This window comes from Agrobacterium sp. lyk4-40-TYG-31, assembly GCF_030209855.1.
GTDB classification, from domain to species: Bacteria; Pseudomonadota; Alphaproteobacteria; order Rhizobiales; family Rhizobiaceae; genus Agrobacterium; species Agrobacterium vaccinii.
In genome coordinates this window covers 394361-418841 of sequence record NZ_JARVRE010000004.1, presented here as the reverse complement: position 1 = coordinate 418841, position 24481 = coordinate 394361, and the positions used below count along the sequence as shown (strand labels likewise).

At 57.7% G+C, this 24481-nt stretch carries 26 protein-coding genes, 1 tRNA gene and 1 pseudogene; 18 read left to right on the top strand and 10 right to left on the bottom strand.

Annotated features, from left to right (window positions below; translation table 11 throughout):
* The first annotated feature begins 60 nt into the window (after window positions 1–60).
* From xylF to QRN55_RS07285, 3 genes are all read left to right on the top strand, one after another.
* Window positions 61–1101 carry a D-xylose ABC transporter substrate-binding protein gene (gene xylF, locus QRN55_RS07295; protein ID WP_111837732.1) on the top strand — a complete coding sequence of 347 codons (1041 nt, stop codon included), beginning with the start codon at window positions 61–63 and terminating at the stop codon, window positions 1099–1101.
* Between the two features lie 135 nt (window positions 1102–1236).
* A complete protein-coding gene (locus QRN55_RS07290) occupies window positions 1237–2550 on the top strand; it encodes a sugar ABC transporter permease (protein WP_284776029.1) in 1314 nt (437 codons plus the stop codon).
* A 20-nt stretch (window positions 2551–2570) separates the two neighbouring features.
* A complete protein-coding gene (locus QRN55_RS07285; RefSeq protein ID WP_284776027.1) occupies window positions 2571–3353 on the top strand; it encodes an ATP-binding cassette domain-containing protein in 783 nt (260 codons plus the stop codon).
* A gap of 72 nt (window positions 3354–3425) precedes the next feature.
* Here the strand turns inward: QRN55_RS07285 and QRN55_RS07280 are convergent, their stop codons facing one another.
* Window positions 3426–3935: a MarR family winged helix-turn-helix transcriptional regulator gene (locus QRN55_RS07280; RefSeq protein ID WP_233135081.1), complete on the bottom strand. Its 510-nt coding sequence runs from the start codon at window positions 3933–3935 to the stop codon at window positions 3426–3428.
* A gap of 457 nt (window positions 3936–4392) precedes the next feature.
* On the opposite strand from QRN55_RS07280, the gene QRN55_RS07275 reads away from it, so the two are divergent.
* Window positions 4393–4469, top strand: a tRNA-Arg gene (locus tag QRN55_RS07275).
* Window positions 4470–4480: 11 nt separating this feature from the next.
* Here the strand turns inward: QRN55_RS07275 and QRN55_RS07270 are convergent.
* The 3 genes from QRN55_RS07270 to QRN55_RS07260 form a co-directional block, all read right to left on the bottom strand.
* Complete coding sequence (locus QRN55_RS07270; RefSeq protein ID WP_284776023.1) at window positions 4481–4696, bottom strand: hypothetical protein; 216 nt, start codon at window positions 4694–4696, stop codon at window positions 4481–4483.
* 286 nt (window positions 4697–4982) lie between these two features.
* On the bottom strand, window positions 4983–5690 hold the full coding sequence (locus tag QRN55_RS07265) for an anti-sigma factor (RefSeq protein ID WP_284776021.1): 708 nt from the start codon (window positions 5688–5690) through the stop codon (window positions 4983–4985).
* On the bottom strand, window positions 5687–6247 hold the full coding sequence (locus tag QRN55_RS07260; RefSeq protein WP_233121742.1) for a sigma-70 family RNA polymerase sigma factor: 561 nt from the start codon (window positions 6245–6247) through the stop codon (window positions 5687–5689). The genes QRN55_RS07265 and QRN55_RS07260 overlap by 4 nt, the downstream gene beginning before the upstream one ends.
* 185 nt (window positions 6248–6432) lie before the next feature.
* Between QRN55_RS07260 and QRN55_RS07255 the strand changes: the two genes are divergently transcribed.
* Window positions 6433–7221 carry a DUF4394 domain-containing protein gene (locus QRN55_RS07255; RefSeq protein ID WP_284776019.1) on the top strand — a complete coding sequence of 263 codons (789 nt, stop codon included), beginning with the start codon at window positions 6433–6435 and terminating at the stop codon, window positions 7219–7221.
* 48 nt (window positions 7222–7269) lie between these two features.
* On the opposite strand, the gene QRN55_RS07250 is transcribed toward QRN55_RS07255, so the two are convergent.
* The 3 genes from QRN55_RS07250 to QRN55_RS07240 all read right to left on the bottom strand — a co-directional run bounded on the left by QRN55_RS07250 (window position 7270) and on the right by QRN55_RS07240 (window position 9196).
* Complete coding sequence (locus QRN55_RS07250; protein WP_284776017.1) at window positions 7270–8274, bottom strand: alpha/beta fold hydrolase; 1005 nt, start codon at window positions 8272–8274, stop codon at window positions 7270–7272.
* Window positions 8275–8382: 108 nt separating this feature from the next.
* Window positions 8383–8799 carry a DUF2177 family protein gene (locus tag QRN55_RS07245; protein WP_284776016.1) on the bottom strand — a complete coding sequence of 139 codons (417 nt, stop codon included), beginning with the start codon at window positions 8797–8799 and terminating at the stop codon, window positions 8383–8385.
* 22 nt (window positions 8800–8821) lie between these two features.
* Window positions 8822–9196 (bottom strand): DUF2147 domain-containing protein, encoded by a 375-nt coding sequence (locus QRN55_RS07240; RefSeq protein WP_284776013.1) that lies wholly within the window; start codon window positions 9194–9196, stop codon window positions 8822–8824.
* A gap of 181 nt (window positions 9197–9377) precedes the next feature.
* Between QRN55_RS07240 and QRN55_RS07235 the strand changes: the two genes are divergently transcribed.
* The 3 genes from QRN55_RS07235 to QRN55_RS07225 are packed head-to-tail and all read left to right on the top strand — an operon-like array spanning window position 9378 to window position 11755.
* Window positions 9378–10166, top strand: a complete 789-nt coding sequence (locus tag QRN55_RS07235; protein ID WP_284776614.1) for a DUF1295 domain-containing protein — start codon at window positions 9378–9380, stop codon at window positions 10164–10166.
* 4 nt (window positions 10167–10170) lie between these two features.
* Entirely contained in the window at window positions 10171–11202 is a 1032-nt protein-coding gene (locus tag QRN55_RS07230) for an SAM-dependent methyltransferase (RefSeq protein ID WP_233135096.1), read from the top strand.
* Between the two features lie 4 nt (window positions 11203–11206).
* Entirely contained in the window at window positions 11207–11755 is a 549-nt protein-coding gene (locus QRN55_RS07225; protein WP_284776010.1) for a hypothetical protein, read from the top strand.
* On the opposite strand, the gene QRN55_RS07220 is transcribed toward QRN55_RS07225, so the two are convergent.
* On the bottom strand, window positions 11728–11937 hold the full coding sequence (locus tag QRN55_RS07220) for a hypothetical protein (RefSeq protein WP_111837719.1): 210 nt from the start codon (window positions 11935–11937) through the stop codon (window positions 11728–11730). The two genes, QRN55_RS07225 and QRN55_RS07220, sit on opposite strands and share 28 nt — an antisense overlap.
* A gap of 211 nt (window positions 11938–12148) precedes the next feature.
* Between QRN55_RS07220 and QRN55_RS07215 the strand changes: the two genes are divergently transcribed.
* The 3 genes from QRN55_RS07215 (at window position 12149) to QRN55_RS07205 (ending at window position 14434) form a co-directional block, all read left to right on the top strand.
* Entirely contained in the window at window positions 12149–13564 is a 1416-nt protein-coding gene (locus tag QRN55_RS07215; protein ID WP_284776007.1) for a phosphomannomutase, read from the top strand.
* 103 nt (window positions 13565–13667) lie between these two features.
* Window positions 13668–14069, top strand: a complete 402-nt coding sequence (locus tag QRN55_RS07210) for a group II truncated hemoglobin (RefSeq protein WP_112498491.1) — start codon at window positions 13668–13670, stop codon at window positions 14067–14069.
* Window positions 14066–14434 carry a DUF423 domain-containing protein gene (locus QRN55_RS07205; protein ID WP_284776005.1) on the top strand — a complete coding sequence of 123 codons (369 nt, stop codon included), beginning with the start codon at window positions 14066–14068 and terminating at the stop codon, window positions 14432–14434. The genes QRN55_RS07210 and QRN55_RS07205 overlap by 4 nt, the downstream gene beginning before the upstream one ends.
* A gap of 4 nt (window positions 14435–14438) precedes the next feature.
* On the opposite strand, the pseudogene QRN55_RS07200 reads toward QRN55_RS07205, so the two are convergent.
* Window positions 14439–14747 (bottom strand): annotated as a pseudogene (locus QRN55_RS07200) (DUF2325 domain-containing protein); the annotation flags it as partial.
* 201 nt (window positions 14748–14948) lie between these two features.
* A complete protein-coding gene (locus tag QRN55_RS07195; RefSeq protein WP_284776001.1) occupies window positions 14949–15605 on the bottom strand; it encodes a TetR family transcriptional regulator C-terminal domain-containing protein in 657 nt (218 codons plus the stop codon).
* Window positions 15606–15867: 262 nt separating this feature from the next.
* Between QRN55_RS07195 and QRN55_RS07190 the strand changes: the two genes are divergently transcribed.
* The 7 genes from QRN55_RS07190 to QRN55_RS07160 all read left to right on the top strand — a co-directional run bounded on the left by QRN55_RS07190 (window position 15868) and on the right by QRN55_RS07160 (window position 24470).
* A complete protein-coding gene (locus tag QRN55_RS07190) occupies window positions 15868–17121 on the top strand; it encodes a Zn-dependent hydrolase (protein WP_284775999.1) in 1254 nt (417 codons plus the stop codon).
* Window positions 17118–18572, top strand: coding sequence for a dihydropyrimidinase (gene hydA / locus QRN55_RS07185; protein ID WP_284775997.1), 1455 nt, complete (start codon window positions 17118–17120; stop codon window positions 18570–18572). Before QRN55_RS07190 ends, hydA begins: the two co-directional genes overlap by 4 nt.
* A gap of 604 nt (window positions 18573–19176) precedes the next feature.
* Entirely contained in the window at window positions 19177–19989 is an 813-nt protein-coding gene (locus QRN55_RS07180) for an ABC transporter ATP-binding protein (protein WP_502871301.1), read from the top strand.
* Window positions 19990–20201: 212 nt separating this feature from the next.
* On the top strand, window positions 20202–21077 hold the full coding sequence (locus QRN55_RS07175; protein WP_284775995.1) for an ABC transporter permease: 876 nt from the start codon (window positions 20202–20204) through the stop codon (window positions 21075–21077).
* The gene (locus tag QRN55_RS07170) at window positions 21074–21946 is read left to right on the top strand and encodes an ABC transporter permease (protein WP_284775994.1); all 873 of its coding nucleotides are present in this window, start codon (window positions 21074–21076) and stop codon (window positions 21944–21946) included. Before QRN55_RS07175 ends, QRN55_RS07170 begins: the two co-directional genes overlap by 4 nt.
* 22 nt (window positions 21947–21968) lie before the next feature.
* Complete coding sequence (locus tag QRN55_RS07165; protein ID WP_284775992.1) at window positions 21969–22961, top strand: ABC transporter substrate-binding protein; 993 nt, start codon at window positions 21969–21971, stop codon at window positions 22959–22961.
* Between the two features lie 327 nt (window positions 22962–23288).
* On the top strand, window positions 23289–24470 hold the full coding sequence (locus QRN55_RS07160) for an efflux RND transporter periplasmic adaptor subunit (RefSeq protein WP_502871300.1): 1182 nt from the start codon (window positions 23289–23291) through the stop codon (window positions 24468–24470).
* Window positions 24471–24481: the final 11 nt, after the last annotated feature.

The following is a 24481-nucleotide window of genomic DNA, read 5'->3' as shown; positions in this document are numbered from 1 at the left end:
TCTGGCGCGCACGCAGGCATGGAGGTGCCACGTGTGTTGCCGTCACCCGGGAGGACATTCATGAATTCTTTTGCCAAGTTGTTGGCGGGTACAGCCGTACTCGTGTCGCTGCACACCGCAGCCATTGCTGCCGATCTCGTGGTCGGCGTGTCCTGGTCCAACTTTCAGGAAGAACGCTGGAAGACGGACGAAGCCGCGATCAAAGACGCATTGAAAGCATCCGGCGCCAAATACATTTCCGCTGACGCCCAGACATCCGCTGCAAAGCAGTTGACCGACATCGAAAGCCTGATTGCCCAGGGAGCAAACGCGCTGATCGTGCTCGCGCAGGACAGCAGCGCCATCGGCCCGGCCATCGAGAAGGCCAATGCCGAGGGAATTCCGGTTGTCGGCTATGACCGCCTGATCGAAAACCCAAGCACCTATTACATCACCTTCGACAACAAGGAAGTTGGTCGCCTGCAGGCCAAGGAAGTCTTCAAGATCAAGCCGACCGGCAATTATGTCTTCATCAAGGGTGGTTCGACCGACCCGAATGCGGACTTCGTGTTCTCCGGCCAGATGGAAGTGCTGAAGGACGCCATCACCTCCGGCAAGATCAAGAATGTCGGCGAGGCCTACACGGACGGCTGGAAGCCTGAAATCGCCCAGAAGAACATGGAACAGTTCCTGACCGCCAACAACAACAAGGTCGATGCTGTCGTGTCGTCCAATGACGGCATGGCGGGCGGCGTGGTCGCGGCGCTGGAAGCACAGGGGTTGGCGGGTTCCGTTCCCGTGTCCGGTCAGGACGGCGACAAGGCTGCGCTGAACCGCGTAGCGCTTGGCACGCAGACGGTTTCCGTGTGGAAAGACAGCCGCAAGCTCGGCAAGAAGGCGGGCGAAGTCGCTGTCGCGCTCGCCAAGGGCACCAAGATGGAGACGCTGGAAGGCACCATCAAGTTCAAGGGCGGCACCCAGGGTGTGGAAATGAGCTCCTATTTCCTTGAGCCGCAGGCCATCACCAAAGACAACCTGAATGTCGTTCTGGATGCCAAATGGATCACCAAAAGTGAACTGTGCCAGGGCGTAAAGGGCGGCACCGTCGCTGCTTGCAAATAACGCGCATGGGGTCGTGATGGCAGCGATGGCTTAGGCCTCGCCATCGTCACGACCTGACGCCAGCCGCCGCGGGGCAATCCTCGCGGCGTTTCCGGCACGCGCGAGACACGACATATTTCAGGGAGTATAATAACCATGGCGGAACAAACCGTTGTCGCACCGTCATCCGAGACCAGGGTTGAACGGGGCAACCCGTTGCGGCGTTTTCTCAACGCGACGGAAATCGACACCCGCTTGCTGGGGATGGTGGTGGCGCTGTTTGCGATCTGGGTCGGCTTCGAGATCCTGTCCGGCGGCCTGTTCCTGACCTCGCGCAATTTGTGGAATCTTTCCGTTCAGGCCGCATCCGTATCGGTTATGGCGACGGGCATGGTGCTGGTCATCGTCACCCGCAACATCGACCTCTCGGTCGGCTCCATCCTCGGTTTCGTCGGCATGATCATGGCCGTGACACAGACACGCTTTTTGCCGGGATGGCTGGGCTATGACCATCCCATGTCTTGGGTCTTCGCGCTCAGCGTCGGCATCGCACTCGGTGCTGCCATCGGCGCGTTTCAGGGCGTCATCATCGCCTTCATGAACGTGCCATCCTTCATCGTCACGCTTGGCGGCCTGCTGGTCTGGCGCGGTGCCGCGTGGATGGTCACCAGCGGCGCGACGGTTGCGCCCATGGACACACGCTTTCGCCTGATGGGTGGCGGTGCCGATGGCTCCATCGGTGCCACGGCCAGCTGGATCGTCGGCATCATTGCCTGCGTCCTCATCGTCCTGACCATCATCAATTCAAGGCGACAGCGCAAACGCTTCGGCTTTCCGCTCAAGCCCATCTGGGCCGAGTATTTCATGGGGCTGGTGGGCTGCGGCGTCGTGCTGGGCGCGGTGAAGGTGCTGAACAGCTATTACATGCCGGTCAATCTCGCCCGCAAATATGCCGAAGCAAACGGCATCGCCTGGCCGGATGCGGGGTTGGAGATATCGCTGGGCGTTGCCATTCCGGTGCTGATCGCGCTTGGCATCGCCATCGTCATGAACTTCATCACCAATCGAACCCGCTTTGGCCGCTATGTTTTCGCCATCGGCGGCAACCCCGAGGCTGCCGTTCTCGCTGGCATCAAGACCCGCTGGGTGACCGTGCGGATATTTGCCCTGATGGGCGCGCTCTGCGCCATCGCAGCTGCCATCTCCACCGCACGTCTTAATGCCGCGACCAACGCGCAGGGCACGCTGGACGAGCTTTACACCATCGCCGCAGCCGTTATCGGCGGCACGTCGCTGGCCGGTGGTGCGGGCACCATCGCCGGTGCCATTCTCGGGGCCGTGGTTATGCAGTCGCTCAACTCCGGAATGGTGCTTTTAGGAATGGATACGCCACTGCAAAGCATCGTCATCGGAATGGTGCTCGTCATGGCCGTCTGGCTCGACACGGTTTATCGCGCCAGAGCCAAATAATAAAAAGAGGAGTTTCCGATATGACGGACCAATCCACTCCGCTTGTGGAAATGCGCAATATTTCCATCTCCTTCGGTGGCATTCACGCGGTTGAAGACGCTTCCGTGGATCTGCACCCCGGTGAAGTCGTCGCGCTGCTCGGCCACAACGGTGCAGGCAAATCCACACTGATCAAGATACTCTCGGGTGCCTATCGCCGGGACAGCGGCGACATCCTGATCAACGGCGAGGATGTCGATATCCGCAACCCGCGTGATGCCAAGAAATACGGCATTGAGACCATCTACCAGACGCTGGCTGTGGCAGATAATGTCGACGCCGCTGCCAATCTCTATCTTGGCCGCGAACTGCGCACCCCCTGGGGCACGCTGGATGATGTCGCAATGGAAGCCTCGGCCCGCGAGGTGATGGGCCGCCTCAACCCCAACTTCAAGCGTTTCAAGGAACCGGTAAAAGCACTCTCCGGCGGCCAACGGCAATCCGTTGCCATTGCCCGCGCCATCCTGTTCGATGCCCGTATCCTCATCATGGATGAACCAACGGCAGCACTCGGCCCGCAGGAAACGGCGCAGGTGGGCGATCTCGTCAAAGAACTGAAGAAACAGGGCATCGGCATTTTCCTGATCAGCCACGACATTCACGACGTCTTCGATCTCGCAGATCGTGTCTTCGTCATGAAAAACGGCAAGGTCGTGGGCCATGCCAAAACCGAAAATGTGACCAAGGACGAGGTCCTGGGCATGATCATTCTCGGCAAGGTGCCAGCAGGCGCTACCGCTGGCCCCGGCGCTATGCGCATGTGAAAGCCTTCAAAGCAAAAAGGTGCGGTAAACCGCACCTTTTTTAACAGTGCCGCGAAGCCTGCGAAGACGATATTAGTCCTGAATGCGCCGCAGAAGACCGATCAACTGATCCCGTGCCTTTTCGCCACCCAGACGGTCGATCAACTTGTCTTCGTGCTCTCTCCAGATATGGGAGATGTCATCCATGACGGAGCGGCCTTCCTCTGTCATTTCCATGAAATGAACCCGCCGGTCGGTTTCCGAGCGGCGTCGCTGCAACAGGCCCTTGTCTTCGAGGCCATCGATAATGGCGACGAAATTGGCGCGTTGAATGCCAAGCGCCTCGGCGACATCGCTCTGCTTGAGGCCCGTATTGTTGGCGACAAGGATCAAAACCGAAAAATCGGCTGGCCGAAGTCCAAAGGCCAGCAAGCTCTCGTTAAATTCTGTCACAACCGAAAGCTGTGCGCGTCGAAGCCGGTAAACGACTGCCTCCGAAAGGATCGAATAATCAATTTCCCCCTTAGACACCAGGGGCTTTTCATCGGCTTCCTTGTAGGAAACCTTGCCTCTGCCATGCTCAAATGCGAGACCTACCGTCATTTTAGCCCCTTTGATTCGTCCCGTGAACTATAGTTAATTACCCAATTACATGTATTAGAACAAGGTTTAATAATAGATAAAGCAAAGGTATAAACTTTCGCATCCTTGACAAGTCGCACCCATGACAAGTTAGCGCAAACATCGAGCACCGCAAAACGCATACCGGCTAGCCATGCGGTGCAAGCACCCCACCACACGCCGTGCAAATCCTTGAAAAGGACAAGCTATTCAATACGAAAAGCCCGCGCGGACCCTCCACCGTCAGCCCACTGACCAAAATTTGATCAACATGCTTTCCAAGCGTGCAATTTCTAAGCGAAAAAATTTCAAGATTTCGAGCGTTTACAGACGAATATTCTCCCCTCGCTCCGAGCCACACCATTTTACGCATTGATGCGCAAACAAAGCTGAGCTAAGAACCAATCACCACCAGTTGCGATTCATCGCACGCACGGATGCACCCGTAGCTCAGCTGGATAGAGTGTTGGATTCCGATTCCAAAGGTCACAGGTTCGAATCCTGTCGGGTGCGCCATTAAACAATTTTCAATATTTTCTTTTCGAGCGATCCTTGTTCCGTCTCCACTTTACGAGATAGCCGAACCCGGGTCCGATCAGCATTCCACCGATTACCCAATGGATCAGAGTTAGTGGCTTCTCGTCAGGATCATGCCCAGTCACGAAGAGGAAGAGAAAGAAAGCGGCCACGCCAGCGGCCAAGAGGAAAACAGGAAACATCAGGCTTTGTCGAAAGCTATGCATGAGGTTTTCTCCAGAAGGATTTGTCTCGCAATCTAGCCAAGTCGGACATGTTTGCAAGGAACGCCCTGCCTAAACCAGCATGGCTAAAGGTCGGTCGGCTTTATCCAATTCGATCACTGGAAATTCCTCGCTCTAACCTTCAATCTGTTAACGAGCTGATCACTGATCATCCCTCGATTCTCGTCTCCGTATCCTGATGGTGCTTTAAAATACGACATCCATGTCAGCAGGCCGGAAAGGTTCGCGTTTTCACGCGCGATGGTGCGCCATTTCCAGATACCTCCCGTCACCGAGGCGCTTTCGCGTAGCCCTTCACCAGTATCGGCCCGGTGGGACGTCCTGTCGGCGATCCGCCTGATTGTTCCAGAGTGATTTCGTAGAGTTGCTCATCCGTGGGCTTGGGAAGCCGTGGGGTAGCGAGGCTGGCGGAGCGGTGCTCGTTGAGGAGGCCGAGGGATACCGGCCCCGTGTCGCGGTTCGGCAGCGTCCAGACCTGCATGGTCTTGCCTTCGGGCACCGTAAAATCTGCGAGCAGAAGGACGCTGGCGTGTTCGTTGCTGAAATCCTCGACGATGGCCTGCGGCTCGCCAGCATCGTTGAGCAGAATGGCAATGACGACCGGGTCCACCTGGCGCATGAGCGACCAGCCGAGACCCACCGTGAGCAGCAGGGACGCCGCGAGCGATGTGATGGCGGTGCGTTTCCATGGGAAGGCTGTGTTGTCGTTGGTGGCGGACGAGCGAACCGTGGCGCTGACAGGCGCAGGCGCGGCGCTTAACCCGTCATCGATGCGTTGCCATAGGGATGCACTCGGGGCAACGGCCTCAGCGGAGGTATCGAGCGGCAGGAAACGCTCGCGGCTGGCGGCGATGGCGCGGCGCAGATCGGCGCTATGCTCCATCTGCGCTTCGACGCGGCTGATGTCATCGTCATCCAGCAGGCCAAGCACATATTCATCGGCAATGCGGTCGAGGTCTTCGCGGGGAAATGTCATGCCATGCACTCCCGCAGAGAAGAGAGGCCGCGCCTGATCCACGACTTGGTGGTACCCAGCGGTATTTTCAGCCGCCCGGCTATTTCGCCGTGGGTATAGCCGCCAACATAGGCCATCAGAATGCCGCGCCGTCTGGTTTCATCCAGCGTCGACAGACAGTCGCGCAGCCTGCTGTCCTGATCCAGCCGGTGCCAGGATGTCATGATATGCTCGACATGGTGGGCTTCCTGCAAGGTGTCGAGGTGGTCATCGGTAACCAGATCCTCGCGTTTTCCATCGCGCAGCATGTTCAGCGCACGGTTACGAACGATGGCATAAATCCAGCCGCGGGCCGATCCGCGCTCTGGCGCATATTGATGCGCGTTCTTCCAGATGCGGATGAAAGCCTCTTGCACCACCTCTTCAGCCAGATCGCGCCGCCGCACGATACGCTCGGCTACAGTGATCAGGCGCCCGGCCTCCGTGTCGAAAATCAGTCGCAGACCATTTCGATCACCCTTGGCGCAAGCCTTGAGCGCTGCGCTAAAATCGTCTGCCACTGTCTGCCTGACGTCCAAAGGGCCTCTCCCGGGCGTAGTTTTCATATGAGAAACATACACATGAAAACCATGCATGGATGCAAATCAAAAAAAAATTTACCCACCTGCATCCAAACCGCCTTCCCCATGTGTCTACCCTTTGAGAGCGATGAACAGCGGTCTGCTGGCCACCTCTTTAAACGGATAGAAAACGGGAGAAAGATATGACCATCCTTCGCACTGCAACGATTGCTTCCGCCCTGCTCGCAACGACGGCAACCTTCGCCTCTGCTGCGCCCGTACTGGGCCTGACGGGCGAAAAGACACTCGTCATGTTCGACACCGAAAAGCCTGCCGTGACCAAGACCATGGACGTCACAGGGGTTGACAAGCTGGTCGGCATCGATTTTCGTCCGGGCAACAAAGCCGTCATCGGCGTAACGCCTGACAACACCATCGTGTCGATCAACCTCGAAACGGGTGCCGCCACCGAAGTGGCGAAGATGGACAAGCCGCTGACAATGACGCAGGCCCCTGTTGTCGTTGATTTCAACCCGATGGCGGACCGCCTCCGCTACATGACCGGCACCACCAACCACCGCGTTCATCCCGATACGGGTGCCGTCACGGTCGATGGCGTGCTGGCCTTCGAAGATGCTGATATGCACAAGGGCGAGACACCCAACATCGTGGCTGCCGCCTATACCAATTCCTACGGCAAGCCTGAAAAGACGGCGATGTACAACATCGACGCCACGATTGGCGCGCTGGTGCAGCAGACGAAGCCGAATGACGGGACGCTGAAGTCCATCGGGAAACTCGGCATCGATGGCAAGCCAGCGACCTATGCCTTCGATATTCAGACGACAGCAGAGGGCAAGAACACGGCATGGCTTGCCGCTGATAAGGCGCTTTACACGGTTGATCTGGAAACGGGCAAGGCCACCAAGGCTGGCGATATCACCGGCGTTGAGACACCCGTGCGAGCCATCGCCGTTTTGCCTGCGATGTAAACCGAAAACACAATGGGCTGGTCGGTTCCGAACCGGTCAGCCCATTCTTTATTTGCCGTCGTTGGCAATCTTGGCTTCCAGCGTTTTCGCGATGGATTTCAGGTTGCGCTTCTTACCGGAGATTTTCTCGATGGCCGCGATCGCCAGATCGCTCGCGACGTAATCCGATTTGTGGCCGAGATTGTGCACGACGATGAGTTCAGCACCCTTCACGTCCCGCGCAAGGTGGCGTGAATGAATCTCGGTGGAAACGACGTTGTCGGCGTCACCAGCAATGATCACCGTTGGCGCTTTTATATCACGAAAACTGGCAGACGCCGTCTTTGCCCACGCATTCAGGCCACCCACTTCCTGCGCATTGTGGCGGAAGGCGACAGGGCGTAACGCCTGATAGGCCCGTGTTTTGGAGATGTAATCCGCTGGTCTCGGGTTTGGCGTGAACACGGATTTCACCGCCCCATCGATGACGAGCGCACCGGCGGCAGGCGCAATCAGCGTGCTGAACAACACCCCGGCAACGGGCGTGCGGGCTGCATCATAATACCATGATACGCCGCCCGGCCATGGGTAGAGCGCAGGTGACAGAAACACCAGGCCTTCCACCATGTCCTTGTGGCGGACAGCAAATGCAGCCGTTATGGCGCCACCGAAGGAGTGGCCGACGATGATAGCTTTTCTGATACCCCTCTTCTTCATCAGAACGGCAATAGCGTCTGCCTGTGCATCTGGTCGAACATTGGCCTTTGGGCCGACATCCGAGCGTCCGTGCCCGGGCCTGTCGACAAACAGAAGCGTGGCCTTGCCTTCCAGCTTGTCGCGAAAAGCGTACATCGGATCATAGAGGCTGGTGCTTGCGCCGTGAATGAAGACGATGGGGGGCAGGCTAGCACCTTTTTTCGCAGGCAGCAGCACACTGTTCATCTTGAAGCCGCCAACGTCGATTTTTATCTCTCCGGTAACGACTGAGCTTGCCGATTTTTCAGAGGCCAAAGCACTTCCCCCAAGCATGATTGCTGCGAGAATACCAAACACGGGAATGAAGTGAGACGCCATGATGAACCTGAAATAATGTAAGAACCGCCTGATGGGGCGGTGATGCGAGATACTCAAGATATCGAGACCCGGTCGTCTGGAGACGCATGACGCGGACAACCGGGTCCTTTAACGGGCGATACGCCCATTTAGTTTTTCCGTGATCCAGTGACCCGCGACTGCGGAAACTGCCGAAAGCGTCGAGCCCCAGATCAGATCGGCAACGGTTAAGGTCGTAGACCAGTTTGCAAGCGTTGCCTGATTGGTCAGATCGTAGGTGCCGTAGGCCATAAAACCCAGAAGACCACCATAAAGAAACGACGTGCCGAACTTTGCGGTCACCAAACCGGGGCGCACGGCGAAGAACGTCAGGCCAGCCGCATACATGAGGTAGAACAGGATGGCGGGTACAAGCCGAAATTCGGTGGCTAGCATGTCGCCGAGCGCTGGCCTGTAAAGCACATTGGCCATGACGCTCAACCATACGAAGTCAATCGCGACGAAGACGATCAGTGTCGAGATATAGGCAACGGCGCGCTTCTTCATTGGGTACCTTTAAAGTTTGCGATCAGGACTTGATACGTGACCAGTTGACGCCCTTGCAGACGATCCCTGCCAGAACGCAACCCTTCGTGGTCATGGTGTCACCCTTGACGGAAACGGTCAGCTTGTAGGTCAGGTCGCGCTGGGGGTCAAAGGCCGTTCCGGCATATTCGCCATCCGATGTTGGCTTGATGCTCATCACCAACTTGTCGCCGGTCTTTTCCTTGGGCGTGCCGGGCTTGATCCACGTGTTCGTGGCACAGATATCCGAGCCGCAGGGGCTGATCTGGACCTTGGCGTTTCCGTCACCGCGGGCCCACTGGCCGCTGATATCGGCGGCAGAAGCGGCGCCAGCCGACAGGGCAAGAATGCAGACTGCGTATTTGAATGCCGTTTTCATCAGTATCTCCTCCACCGAGACATTAGCCCAGCCCGGTTGTTGAAGATTAGAACGGTGGAAAGGTTTCATTGGATCACAAAGAAACTCTTCGTCGGCTTTTTTCTCTACCTGATGAAACCGATCTGTTCTGAGAACCGTAGTCTCCTGAAAGCAGAACAACGTACGGGTGAATGTGACAGCGATGAATTATGGCCTGTTGATCTTCCTTGCCATCTTCCTCAGCCTTGCGATGGCTGCGGCGTGGGCAATACAGCGAAAAACCGGTGCAAGCGGCTGGATCGATACGATCTGGTCCTTTGCGATTGGGCTTGGCGGTCTCGTTGCTATCGGCTTTGCCAGTGGTATGTTTGAACGGCGGGTTGCGACTTTCCTCATTATTGCCGTCTGGTCCATCAGGCTTGGCAGCCATATCGGCTCGCGCACCAAAGGCGGAGGAGAAGACCCGCGTTACGCAAAACTGGTGGAGGAATGGGGCACAAATGCCAGCCGCGGCCTGTTCCAGTTTCTTCAAATTCAAGCGCTGGCCGGTTTCATTCTGGTTCTGGCAATTTATGTCGCGGCCTCCAACAGTGCGCCCTTCCCAACCATTCTTGATATCGCAGGTGTCGTCATTGCTTTGATTGCACTGGCGGGCGAGGCCATCTCCGACTGGCAGCTCGCGCATTTTCGCAAGAAACCGGAAGCCCGCACAGAGGTCTGCGAGGAAGGCCTATGGCGCTATTCGCGTCACCCCAATTACTTCTTCGAATGGCTGTTCTGGTGCGCATGGCCACTGCTGGCATTGACGGGGTCATCGCCCGCTGGCTGGGCAGCACTGCTTGCCCCGGCGTTGATGTACTGGCTGCTGGTCCACGCATCAGGCATTCCGCCGCTGGAGGAACACATGCTGCGCTCTCGTGGTGAGAAATTCCGCTCGTTGCAGCGCCGCGTCAACGCATTTTTCCCAGGTCCAAGAAAAGAGGAGGTCTAACAAAATGAACATGCTGGCTTTTGCAATCAACGCAGCAGAAAAAGCACCGCTCTCGGACAGCCTCACGCTGACCGGCATCGATTTCCTGTGCAACAGAACCAAGCGCAAGCTGGAAAAAGTGCCGCATGACGAAGAGCTTGCCTTCGTTCGCGACATGGGGAGCTTCCCTGTCGCGACTCACACCGATGAGGCCAACCGTCAGCACTACGAAGTACCAGCAGAATTTTTTGCTTTGGTGCTGGGCGCGCAGCGAAAGTATTCCTGCTGCTATTATCCGAGTGCCACGACCACACTCGATGGTGCCGAAACCGCCGCCTTGGCGGAAACCGTCAAGCACGCCGATATCCATGATGGAATGGACATTCTGGAACTGGGTTGCGGCTGGGGTTCGCTGTCGCTCTATCTTGCCCGCCAGTTTCCGAACTCTCGCGTGACCTCTGTCTCAAACTCCGCATCGCAGCGGGCCTATATCATGGAGAGGGCTGAGCTTCAGGGCGCGCAGAACCTGACCGTCATTACCGCCGACATGAACGATTTTGGGCCGTCAGGCACCTACGACCGCATCGTTTCGGTTGAGATGTTCGAGCATATGTCCAACTGGCGCGCGCTGTTTGCGCGCACGCGCAGCTGGCTGAAGGAAGATGGCAAGCTGTTCATCCATGTGTTCAATCACAAGGATCGCTCCTATCGTTTCGATCAGAGCAACCCGGCAGATTGGATCGCGCACCACTTCTTCACCGGCGGCATCATGCCAGCGCTCGACCTACCGCATCGCTTCGAGGACATCTACAATGTCGAGGCTGAATGGCGCTGGTCGGGTGACCATTACCGCCGCACGGCGATGGACTGGCTTGCAAATTTCGATCGGGAATCGGCCAAGATCACCCCTATTCTACAACGTGTCTATGGCAAGGACGCAAACCTGTGGCGTCGTCGCTGGCGGCTGTTTTTCCTCGCCACCGCCGGTCTTTTCGGTCACGACAAGGGCACTGTCTGGGGCGTTGGCCATTACCTTCTGACGCCAGCGAAATCGTAAAGCCATGGCGGAGGATGGAAAGCGCGATCCCTTGACGGCGGCGACATTGACCGTGGCCTGGGTGATTATTCTCAACAAGCCTTTCTATCCCCTGACCATCTGGTGGATGGTCGGAACAGGTGTTCAGGCGTCACTGATCAGCGTCGTCTCCATGCTGTTTTTCCTGGCCATTCCGCTTATCGCGGGCCGCTCGGCACTGGCCGCGCGCGTGGCATTGCCGCTGATCGGGACCATCGACACGATCTTCGAAACCAAGCTGTTCGGCACCGGCTCCGGTACCGAACTTTTCTTTGCGGCCTGCATCATGCTCGTGGCGCTATCGTTCCGGCGAAGCGAACGTTTTTGGCAAATAGGAATGACAGGCGTGGTCTTCGCAGGCTTTCTCTGGACGCGCTACATGGTCGGCGACGCTCTGCATATCTGGAGCGATGCCGATCTTGCCAAGTTGTTCAACCTCAACGCTTTCGCCGTTGCGTGCCTCACGGCTTTCATCGCACTTCGCTATGCTGGGCTGAACCGGGAGGATCACTCCTCCGGCACGAGACCGTCATAAACTTCCAGCAATGCTGCCGAAATCACCGCACCCAGATTGTTCGCCGCTTCGCGAATAGCAGCTTCGTCGCCATCACGCGAGGCGATGGCGAGGTCCGATCCCTCGGCTGAAATGATCGCCTTGGCGCGCTCGATTGCCCACAATCCAAAATCGCCGCGATTGTCGATCGATACAGTGTCCATAGCGTCTTTTCTCCACCCGTCATGCCGGTTGCGGCCCTTGTCCGATATAGTGCCAATGGGCCTCGGCTGTCAAAACTTGAGAGGTCATTGTAAACTCGCTACCAACCGCTGGCTGATATCAAGTGGGATCAATGCCGCATTTTTTGCGTTATATTTCTGATCGGTTCGATCGATATATCTTTAAACGACCTGGAATAAGGAAGAAATTCTCATGAGCCTGAAGTTTGGAACGAGCGGTCTTCGCGGACTTTCGCAGGATTTGAAGGGCATGGCATCCGCTATATACGCCACTGCCTTCGCACGACATCTTCTGGCTTCGGGACAGGCAAAAGCAGGCGATCCCATTTTGATCGGACAGGATTTCAGAGACTCAAGCCCGGCCATTGCTGAGACGTGCATCGATGCTCTGGCAGCAGCAGGCCTGAAACCTATCGATTGCGGCGCGCTGCCGACGCCGGCCTTGGCGCTTTATAGCTTATCCCTCAAGGCTGCGGCGCTGATGATAACCGGATCGCACATCCCCGCAGATCGCAACGGCATCAAATTTTACCGCCCGGATGGCGAGATCGACAAACAGGACGAAACGGCGATTGCCGATCTTGCCAAGACGGTCGAGACTGAAAACATCTCGCTGGCATCGGCGACTGCTGAGAACCACGCAGAAAAGGCCAATGCTTTCTTCTTCGAACGCAACGCTTCTCTGTTGCCGGAGAAGTCCCTGTCAGGCCTCAAAATCGGCGTCTACCAGCACAGCACAGTTGCCCGCGACCTCTTCGTAGACGTCCTGAAGCACTACGGCGCAGATGTGCTCCCGCTTGGTCGTTCTGAGACATTCATTCCCGTCGATACGGAAGCCGTCTCTGCTGATACCCTTGAGAAGCTCAAGGCATGGTCTGCCGAACATAAGCTCGATGCGATCATCTCCGCCGATGGTGACGGCGACAGGCCTTTGCTGGCGGATGAGCATGGTGATCCCCTGCGTGGCGATCTGCTCGGCCTCATCACCGCAAACTTCTTAAAGGCGGATGTCGTGGTCACGCCCGTCACCTCCAATTCCGGCATTGAAGACAGCGGTGAGTTCAAGGTTCTGCGCACCAAGGTCGGTTCACCCTTCGTAATCGCAGGCATGGAAGAGGCTCTGTCAAAAGGCAGTAAGGGCGTGATCGGCTTCGAGGCCAATGGCGGATTTCTGACAGCCTCGCCTTTCACGCTGAATGGCAAGACGGTCTCAGCTCTGCCGACCCGCGATTGCTTCCTGCCTCTGCTCGCGGCTTTAAAACTCGTCGCCGAACAGAAAAAGCCACTCTCGGAAATCGCCGCTGCTTACAAACTTCCGGTGGCCGCCGCCGACCGTTTACAAGACTTTGCGCAGGAGAAAAGTGCAGCCCTGATGGAGCATCTGCGTTCCTCCCGCACGAACCTCGAAAGCTTTCTTGCGCCGGTGGGCGCGGTCAAAGAGACCAGCGATATCGATGGCCTGCGAGTCACACTCACAAACGGCGACACCATCCACTTCCGCCCATCAGGCAATGCGCCGGAAATGCGGTGCTATGTGGAAGCCGCCAATGAAGACGATGCCGATGCCCTGCTGAACAAGGGGCTCGATCTCATCCGCAACTTCGGTTGAGAAAACTGCGAGGTGCGGCGAAGCGAATTGCCGCACCTGTCCTTTGCTGTTGCGCTTTTGGCCGTGAAGCGGCAAAACCGACGGGAAACGGAGGCTACACCCGGTGTCGGACGAAACCATCACGCTTTATGAAGCCATTGGCGGCGAGACAACCGTCCGCGCACTGACGAAGCGTTTCTACGCATTGATGGATACGTTGCCCGAAGCCGCCCGCTGCCGCGCCATCCATCCACCAGACCTTTCCGGCAGCGAAAGCAAATTTACCGATTATCTGCTCGGCTACCTCGGTGGACCGCCGGTTTATGTCGAAAAATACGGCCATCCCATGCTGCGGCGACGGCATTTCGTGGCACCCATCGGCGCTGCGGAGCGAGACGAGTGGCTGCTGTGTTTCCGCCGCGCAATGGATGAAACCATCGAAAATCCGAAGCTTCGCGAGATCATCTGGGCACCGATAGAACGGCTCGCATTCCACATGCAAAATCAGGAAGAGACTGCATCATGAGCATGAGCTGGCTGCGCCCGACGAGCCTTTTTCTCTCCGGCCTTCTGGGTGCCAGCGGCGTGGCGCTGGCGGCGGCGGCAACGCACACCGGCGCAACGCAATTGCTGGGCAATGCATCCACCATGTGCCTTGCCCATGCGCCCATTCTTCTCGGCCTCTATGTCGGCTGGGAGCGCATCAAAACCGCAGCACCGGCAGCCATTCTACTTGGTCTCGGAACCGTGTTTTTTGCCGGAGACCTCGTCTCACGCCATTTTACCGACAGCGGTGCCTTCCCGATGGCCGCGCCCATGGGCGGCCTTGGCATGATACTCGGCTGGGTTACCGTGGCAGTCGCCGCCTTTTTCAAAGCGGCACGCCAGTAACATCTCAATTGGCGGCAGCGCGATCGTTCATCGTCTGAAGCGCCCGCTCCAGGCTGGATTTGCTGCCATTGCGCAGCGGAATGAAGGTCTTACCGAACTTCTTGCAGCCGGACTTTACCCTCAAACACGCATCATGGCTGATACAGTCAATGGGGCAGAACACGCAGTCCACCGAGGGAAGCAGCGTATCGATGCGGGATACTGCTTCGCGCAAACCGCCATCGTGATGGATGAGTTCGGCGTCAAAATTGCTGGCTATCTGGCGAAGATGCGCAACCTGACAGTCACGGCCGCCCACGTAAAGAAAGCTTTTAGGCCCGGGAGGCGCTTGTTGGACGACGGATTGCGCTGCCTGCTGCGGTGCGTTGCCCTGCTTGCCGTTTCGCTCCGCCTTCTTCTTTTCCTTGCGCGCCATGCCTCACCTTATCGTTGAAAACCATTACCTGTGCGATCAGGTTGGTGCCACGATAATAAAGATGAGTTTTAGTGTAAAGTATAAACTTGATAATTCGTATCATGTTTTTTGATTAGGTGTGGAAACGATCCCCAGCCCTCCCATGAAAAGCTGTTCCAGAAACCGCGCGGCATCCTCAAAACGCCCATCACCCGCATTTGCGCCCAGCACGGCCCTCACCTGCACATCGAAATCCGCATAGTGCTGCGTCGTTGCCCATATCGAGAAAATCAGATGGTAAGGATCGCAGGCCGTCATGCGTCCGGCCTTGATCCACGCACGAATGACATCCGCCTTTTCGTCTACCAGACGCTTCAGCGGTCCCTTCAACTCATCCTCGACATGCGGCGCGCCTTGCAGAACCTCATTGGCGAAAAGGCGACTTTCACGCGGATAGTCCCGTGCCATCTCCAGCTTACGGCGCAGATAAGAGCGGATTTCCGAATGCGGATCACCACCCGCATCGAAGGCGCGCAGGGGATCGAGCCACGTATCGAGCACACGCTCGATCAGCGCCCGGTGCATCGCCTCCTTGGTGCGGAAATAATACAGCACGTTCGGCTTCGACATGCCCGCGACCTCGGCAATCTGGTCGATCGTCGTGCCACGAAATCCGTTCACCGAGAAAACATCGAGCGCCGCTTCAAGAATGGTCTCTTCTTTTTCTTCCTGAATACGGGTCCGTTTTTGCGTTTTCGCCGCTCTGGGTATGGGCATGAAAGGTCTCTGACTGTTTTGAATGCAATTGGTAGATCGATCTGGGCAAAAAATAGTCTGATATATAAGCGTGTCCGGCAAATACTGCTTTACACAGCATAATTCCCCCGGTTTCTTCTAGAGGTCAAAGCCTAAATTCACAATGTTTACCAGCCGGTCAAATAATCGACCGTCCGTTTCCTGCAAGCAATTCGCCGCCCGGCCGATGGATCGGCACGCCCCTTGCATCATGACTATCGAAACAGGTGAGGAAAAGACTGGCATGCCGGAAACACCCGCGAAAAATCTGACCATCAATGGCAACCGCTTGTGGGACAGCCTGATGGTCATGGCGAAAATCGGCCCCGGCATTGCTGGCGGCAACAACCGCCAGACACTGACGGATGAGGATGCGCAAGGCCGCGACCTTTTCAAAAAATGGTGCGAGGCCGCAGGCATGACCATCGGTGTCGATGCCATGGGCACCATGCTCGCCACCCGCCCCGGCACGGACGCCGATGCCCTGCCCGTCTATATCGGCAGCCATCTCGATACCCAGCCCACCGGCGGCAAGTTCGATGGCGTCTTGGGCGTGCTGGCCGGGCTTGAGGTCGTCAGAAGCCTCAACGATCTAGACATCCAGACCAAACACCCAATCGTTGTTACAAACTGGGCCAATGAAGAGGGCGCGCGCTTTGCCCCTGCCATGCTGGCATCCGGCGTGTTCGCAGGCATCCACGATCTCGACTACGCCTACAGCCGCACCGACACTGCCGGCAAGACCTATGGCGAGGAGCTGAAACGGATCGGCTGGCTGGGCGATGAAGAGGTGGGTGCGCGCAAGATGCACGCCTATTTCGAATATCACATCGAACAGGGCCCAATCCTCGAGGCGCAAAACAAACAGATCGGCGTCGTCACTCACTGCCAGGGCCTCTGGTGGCTGGAGGTGACGTTGACAGGCAAAGACGCCCACACCGGCTCGACGCCGATGGCCATGCGCGTCAATGCAGGCCTCGCCGCCGCCCGCATTCTGGAAAAAGTGCAAGAGGTTGCGATGGCCCACCAGCCGGGCGCGGTCGCCGGCGTTGGCCAGATGATCTTTACCCCCAACTCTCGCAACGTCCTGCCCGGCAAGGTGGTCTTCACGATCGACCTGCGCACGCCTTCGCAGGAAAAGCTGGACGCCATGCGCGCCATCTTTGAGCGCGAAGTGCCGCTCATCGCTGAACAACTCGGCGTCGGCTGCACCATCGAAGCCATCGGCCATTTCGACCCCGTCACCTTCGATCCCGTTCTGGTCGGGCGTGTGCGGGATGCGGCGGAAAAACTGGGTTACAGCCACATGGACATCATCTCCGGCGCGGGCCACGACGCCTGCTGGACAGCCCGGGTCGCCCCCTCCACCATGATCTTCTGCCCCTGCGTGGACGGCTTATCCCACAACGAAGCCGAGGACATTTCGCCCGAATGGGCCGCTGCTGGCTGCAACGTGTTGCTGCACGCCGTGCTGGAAACTGCGGAGATAGTGGAATGACGACCATCATCAAAAACGGCACCATCGTCACCGCCGACCTGACCTACAAAGCCGATATCAAAATCGATGGCGGGGTGATCATCGAGATCGGCCAAAACCTGTCCGGCGGCACCGTTCTGGATGCGACGGGCTGCTACGTCATGCCCGGTGGGATCGATCCGCATGTGCATCTGGAAATGCCCTTCATGGGCACCTATTCCGCGGATGATTTTGAGAGTGGCACCCGCGCGGCCTTGAGCGGCGGCACAACGATGGTGGTTGATTTCTGCCTGCCGGAGCCCGGCCAGTCGCTTCTGGATGCGCTGAACCGCTGGGACAACAAGGCGACCCGCGCCACTTGCGATTATTCTTTCCACATGGCCGTCACATGGTGGGGCGAGCAGGTCTTCGATGACATGAAGACGATTGTCCAGGAAAAAGGCATCAACAGCTTCAAACACTTCATGGCCTATAAGGGCGCACTGATGGTGAATGACGACGAGATGTTCGCCTCCTTTTCCCGCTGCGCCGAACTCGGCGCGCTGCCGATGGTGCATGCGGAAAACGGCGATATCGTCGCGCAGATGCAAGCCAAATTGCTGGCAGAGGGCAATAACGGGCCGGAAGCCCACGCCTATTCCCGCCCCGCCTCGGTCGAAGGCGAAGCCACCAACCGCGCCATCATCATTGCGGACATGGCGGGCGCACCGCTTTATGTCGTCCACACCTCCTGCGAACAGGCGCATGAGGCCATCCGCCGGGCGCGACAGAACGGCATGCGGGTCTATGGCGAACCGCTGATCCAGCATCTGATCCTCGATGAGAGCGAATATGCCAACCCCGATTGGGACCACGCCGCCCGCCGCGTCATGTCGCCGCCGTTCAGAAACAAGCAGCATCAGGACAGCCTCTGGGCAGGGCTAGCCGCAGGCTCTCTGCAATGCGTCGCAACCGACCATTGCGCCTTTACTACGGAACAAAAACGCAATGGCGTCGGTGACTTCACTAAGATACCCAACGGCACCGGCGGGCTTGAAGACCGGATGCCGCTACTGTGGACCCATGGCGTGACGACGGGCCGCCTGACGATGAACGAATTCGTCGCCGTCACCTCCACCAATATCGCCAAGATCTTGAACCTCTACCCGAAAAAGGGTGCGATCCTCGTCGGTAGCGATGCCGATATCGTCGTCTGGGACCCCACACTCGAAAAGACAATAACCTCCAAAAACCAGCAATCCGCCATTGATTACAACGTCTTCGAAGGCCAGACGGTAAAGGGCCTGCCGCGCTTCACGCTCTCTCGCGGTGTCGTGGCAATCAAAGAAGGCACGGTGAAGACGCGTGAAGGCCACGGGCAGTTCGTGGCACGCGAGCCATTCCCTGCGGTGAGCAAAGCGCTGTCTACCTGGAAAGAACTCGTCGCACCCCGCAAGGTGGAGCGCACGGGCATTCCGGCGAGCGGAGTGTGATGATGACCGAAGTCCGAAATTAAGAATTGTTTCTTCAAAAGAGACTGCAAACCAACCAGCGAAGAATATCTACAACGGAAGACATGCGTGATTTTTGAAGCGAGGAAGGCACCTCAACGTGACTAAGCAAATACTGAATGCCATCGGCCAGTTCATCGCAACATATTTGGTTGCGATAACGGTGGGTACTCTGGCGGTCTTGCTTGTCATGCAAATTTACGTCGTCACGGATGATCCCAAACTAGCTGATTTTAACCCACTGATTCTGTTAGGGAGGTTCGCCTTGCTTTTGCTCTTCGGTTTACCCTCCACGCTTATTCCAGCGGTGGTACTTCACGTTTCTTCTAGGTTTATCCGAACGACAGTCACGAATTATCTCGCCCTCGGCTTCCTAATGGCGGTTATGACGACATATGTTCTTTACCAACTCTTACCAGACCCAGGTGAAAGTTTCAGATCCTCGTCAGAAAACATATGGCTGTACATTAGGCGTTTCTTTTTACTCCTTCCAGGAGGCCTAGCTGGAGCAATGATATTCTACAGGCAAGCCCAGAAAAGCCGGGCTACAGATAAGCCTTTGCGATAACGACAGGAAACAATGATTTTGAAAGCCGCAGAAATTGAGAAAATAGATAGCCGTTTCGTCGTTGTGTCGGCACGCAATCTCGGCCTGACCTTTGAAACCGGGGACGGTCCGGTGCATGCGCTTTCCAACGTCGATCTGGAGGTCAAGAAGGGCGAGTTCGTTTCCTTCATCGGGCCTTCCGGCTGCGGCAAGACGACGTTTCTGCGCGTCATCGCCGATCTGGAAAAGCACACGTCGGGCGAGATCACCGTCAACGGCACGACGCCGGAAAACGCGCGCAAGGACCGGTCCTACGGTTACGTGTTTCAGGCGGCAGCGCTCTACCCGTGGCGCACCATCGAAAAGAACATCGCACTTCCGCTTGAAATCATGGGCTACACAAAGGCAGAGCAGCAAGCGCGGATCGAACGCACGCTCGATCTGGTCAACCTCAGCGGCTTTGCCAAGAAATTCCCCTGGCAACTGTCCGGTGGCATGCAGCAGCGCGCCTCCATCGCCCGCGCGCTCGCTTTCGATGCCGACCTTCTGCTGATGGACGAGCCCTTCGGCGCGCTGGACGAAATCGTCCGCGATCATCTCAACGAGCAGCTTCTGAAACTGTGGAGCACGACGGGCAAAACAATCTGCTTCGTGACGCATTCCATTCCCGAAGCCGTCTATCTCTCCACCAAAATCGTCGTCATGTCGCCGCGTCCGGGTCGGGTGACTGACATCATCGAGTCGACTTTGCCCACTGACAGGCCGCTGGAGATACGCGAGACGCCAGAGTTTCTGGAGATTGCCCATCGGGTGCGTGAGGGGTTGAAGGCGGGGCATAGTTATGAGGGGTGAGCCGTTGTCCTTTGCGCGTGTGGCTACCCCCCTCTGCCCTGCCGGGCATCTCCCCCTCAAGGGGGGAGATCGGAAGCCCTCACCCACGTCGCTCTTTGCTCAGCCCTTAAGTTGGCCGAAAGATCGCTGCGAGTCGATCTCCCCCCTTGAGGGGGAGATGTCCGGCAGGACAGAGGGGGTAGCCACGGCCACGACGGAACAGGTGACCACCCATGACCGCCCTCCGTCACCGTATCCTGCCCGTTCTCACCATCCTCCTCGCCATTCTCGTGATCTGGCACATTGCCGTCGTCTATCTAAACCTGCCCTTCGCGCGTGACCAGGCCGCCAGAGCAGGCCAGCAACTGACTTTCTCTGAACTTCTGCCGCAAACCTTCGCGCAGGAGCGCCCTGTTCTACCCGCCCCGCACCAGATCATCGCGGAACTCTGGGATACGACCGTCAACAAGGCCATCACCTCCAAGCGCAGCCTCGTCTACCATGCGGGCATCACGCTTTCGGCGACGCTGCTCGGCTTTGCCATCGGCACGGCGCTTGGCATTCTGCTGGCGGTGGCCATCGTCCATAACCGCGCAATGGATCGCTCGGTCATGCCATGGATCATTGCCAGCCAGACGATACCCATCATTGCAGTGGCACCGATGATTATCGTTGTGTTGAATTCCATGGGCATTTCCGGCCTGCTGCCGAAGGCGCTGATTTCGACCTATCTCAGCTTCTTCCCCATCGTTGTGGGCATGGTGAAGGGGCTGCGCAGCCCTGAGAGCATTCAGCTGGATTTGATGCACACCTATCACGCCGCACCATCGCAAATCTTCTGGAAGCTGCGCTGGCCATCGGCCCTGCCCTATCTCTTCACCTCACTGAAAATCGCAATCGCCATCTCGCTGGTCGGAGCCATCGTCGGTGAGTTGCCGACCGGTGCGGTCGCGGGCCTTGGCGCAAGACTGCTGTCTGGCTCCTATTACGGCCAGACGGTACAAATCTGGGCAGCGCTGTTCATGGCTGCCGCGGTTGCGGCCATTTTGGTGTCAATCGTCGGCATCGCTCACACAGCAGTCTTGAAGAGAATGGGAGAGCGGCCATGAGCAATCCCGGCTGGGTCATCGGCGCGGTGCTGTTCTGGTTTGCCGCCTGGGCGTTGAACGAATGGTTGGTGCGCCAGCATTTCCAAACACCCAGCGCAAAACGCGCCAGCAGCATCGCCATCCCGCTCATCTTCGGCGCTGCCATCATCGTGCTGTGGGAAGGCGTGGTGCGCGGCTTTGCCATTCCCTCCATCCTACTGCCCGCGCCAAGCACCATCTTCCTACGGCTCATCAACTCCGTCCCCATTCTCTGGGCGGATTTCCGGCAGACGTTTTTGAAAGCGGTGCTGACCGGATATGTGCTGGGCTGCGGTCTCGGCTTTGCCGTTGCCATCATCATCGACCGTTCGCCCTTCCTGCAACGCGGGCTTCTCCCCATCGGAAACTTCGTCTCGGCGCTTCCGGTTGTCGGCATCGCGCCCATCATGGTCATGTGGTTCGGCTTCGACTGGCAGTCCAAGGTTGCCGTCGTCGTCATCATGACCTTCTTCCCCATGCTGGTGAACACGGTGCAGGGGCTATCGGCCTCCAGCCACATGGAGCGTGACCTGATGCACACCTATGCCGCCAGTTGGTGGCAGACGCTGGTCAAGCTGCGCCTGCCCGCGGCATGGCCGTTCATTTTCAACGCCTTGAAAATCAATTCCACGCTGGCGCTGATCGGTGCCATCGTGGCGGAGTTCTTCGGCACGCCCATCGTGGGCATGGGGTTTCGCATCTCCGCCGAAATGGGCCGGAGTAATGTGGATATGGTCTGGGCCGAGATTGCCGTGGCGGCCATCGCAGGCTCGGGTTTTTACGGTTTGGTGGCGCTTGCAGAGCGCGCCGTTACCTTCTGGCATCCGTCCGTCCGCAGTGGGCGTACGTAAACAACGAAAAAAGGGAACAGCGATGAAAAACAGACTTGCATCTATGCTTCTGGCCGGGGCAACGCTGATGACGGCGTTTGGCGCACAAGCCGCCGAAAAAGTCACGCTTCAGCTGAAATGGGTCACGCAGGCCCAGTTCGCCGGTTATTACGTTGCCAAGGACAAGGGCTTTTATGAAGCCGAAGGCCTCGATGTCGAGATCAAGCCCGGCGGCCCGGACATTGCCCCGGCACAGGTTCTGGCAGGCGGCGGCGCAGATGTCGTCGTCGACTGGCTGCCGTCTGCCCTTGCCACCCGTGAAAAGGGCGTGCCGCTCGTCAACATCGCCCAACCCTTCAAAAAATCCGGCATGATGCTGACCTGCCTAAAGGAAAGCGGCATTACCAAACCGGCGGATTTCAAGGGCAAGACGCTCGGCGTTTGGTTCTTCGGAAACGAATACCCGTTCCTCTCATGGATGGCGCATCTGAAAATCCCAACGACGGGCGGTGCCGATGGCGTGACCGTGCTGAAACAGGGCTTCAACGTCGATCCGCTGTTGCAGAAGCAGGCGGCCTGCATTTCCACCATGACCTACAACGAATATTTGCAGGTGCTGGAAGCGGGCGTCAAGGCCAACGACCTCGTCACCTTCAAATACGAGGATGAAGGCGTCGCGACGCTGGAAGACGGTCTTTACGTGCTGGAAGACAAGCTGAAGGACGCCAAGTTCAAGGAGAACATGGTGAAATTCGTGCGCGCCTCCATGAAGGGCTGGAAGTGGGCCGAAGAGAACCCCAATGATGCCGCCGATATCGTGCTCGAAAACGATGCCTCCGGCGCCCAGACCGAAGCGCACCAGAAGGGCATGATGACGGAGGTCGCCAAGCTGACGGCAGGCTCCACAGGCGCGCTCGATAAGGCCGACTACGACCGCACGGTCAAAACGCTTCTGGGCGGCGGTTCCGATCCCGTCATCACCAAGGAGCCGACAGGCGCTTTCACCACCGAAATCACGGACGCCGCTTTGAAGTAGAATAACGAGCGGAAGGCGCGCAGTTCTGGGCGCCTTCCGCCCGCTAACATCATTGATATCTGAATAATGCGATATTCAAAAATGTATATGCGCTGTATCGGTTAGACGGATTGAATTACCCTGCGCGACGAATTACATTCTGCCTCGACAGACCTAGGTTTTTACCTTGCGATAAACATCGCCAGTGAGACGGCGTGTGTTGTGGAGGACGCAGAAATCTGCGAGGTAAGGGACGTCTCGTCACTTCTATTTGCATTCATCGTCGCATGAAATTCAGGGCACGAATGTGCGGTGGACGTGCGATCCGACATTTGAACGGACAGGCACATGCAGCGTAAGACAATCGCCCCCCGGCTCGCGGTCATCATGGTTTCGGCTCTGGTTTTGCCCGGTATCGCTGGTGCGCAGACCGCAGCAGACCGGAAAAACCTGCCCTCCATCGTCGTCAGCAAGGCCGCTACCCGCGATCTGGTAGACCGCGTCATCGCCACGGGCACGATCAGACCGGTGGATGAAATTTACGTCCAGCCGCTGGTGGACGGCCTGTCGGTGGACAAATTGAATGTCGATATCGGCGACAGGGTCGAGGCCGGTGCCGTGCTGGCGGAATTGTCTAAAGACAGCCTGCTGCTGCAAAAAAGTCAGCTTCAGGCCAACAGGGCGAAGGCAGAAGCCGGTGTTGCGCAGAACAAGGCGCAGGTCATCGAGGCACAGGCCAATTACGATGACGCCGTGCGCCAGCGTGATCGGGCCGACCGTCTCGGCAAATCCGGTTCTGGCTCCGTATCGCAGGTCGAACAGACCGCTGCCGCAGCCGATGTCGCCAATGCCCGCCTTCAGGCCTCCAGACAGGCTGTGACCGTGGGTGAGGCGGATATCAAGGTCGTGGATGCGCAGATCGAGGATATCGACCTCAAACTGGCACGTACCAGCGTCAAGACACCGGTTGCAGGCGTCGTTTCGGCCAAGAATGCGCGCGTCGGTGCCATTGCCAGCGGCTCCGGCAATCCGCTGTTCACCGTCATCAAGGACAATGCGATCGAACTGGTCGCCGATCTCTCGGAAACCGATATCCAGCAAGTCAAGATCGACCAAAGGGCCATCATCACCGTGGCCGGTGGCCGCAATAGGATCGAAGGCAAGGTGCGGATCGTTTCGCCCACGGTGGATGCCACCACCCGTCTCGGCACGGTCCACATCGTACTGCCGACGGATAGCCCGGCCCGCGCCGGCATGTATGGCAGCGCAGAGGTGGTCATCGCCTCCGCCAACGCATTGGCCCTGCCCCTGTCCGCCGTCACCTCGGGCCGAGATGGTTCGACCACACGGCGCGTGGAAGATGGTGTCGTCAAACAGGTGCCTGTCGAAATTGGCATTCAGGATGGTGGTTTCGTGGAAATCAAAAGCGGAATTTCCGCCGGTGATGTGGTGGTCGAGAAAGCAGGGGCCTTCGTGCGCGATGGTGATACGATCAACCCGGTCCCGGCTGACGCCGCAGCCTCGAACTGACTGAGGGAACA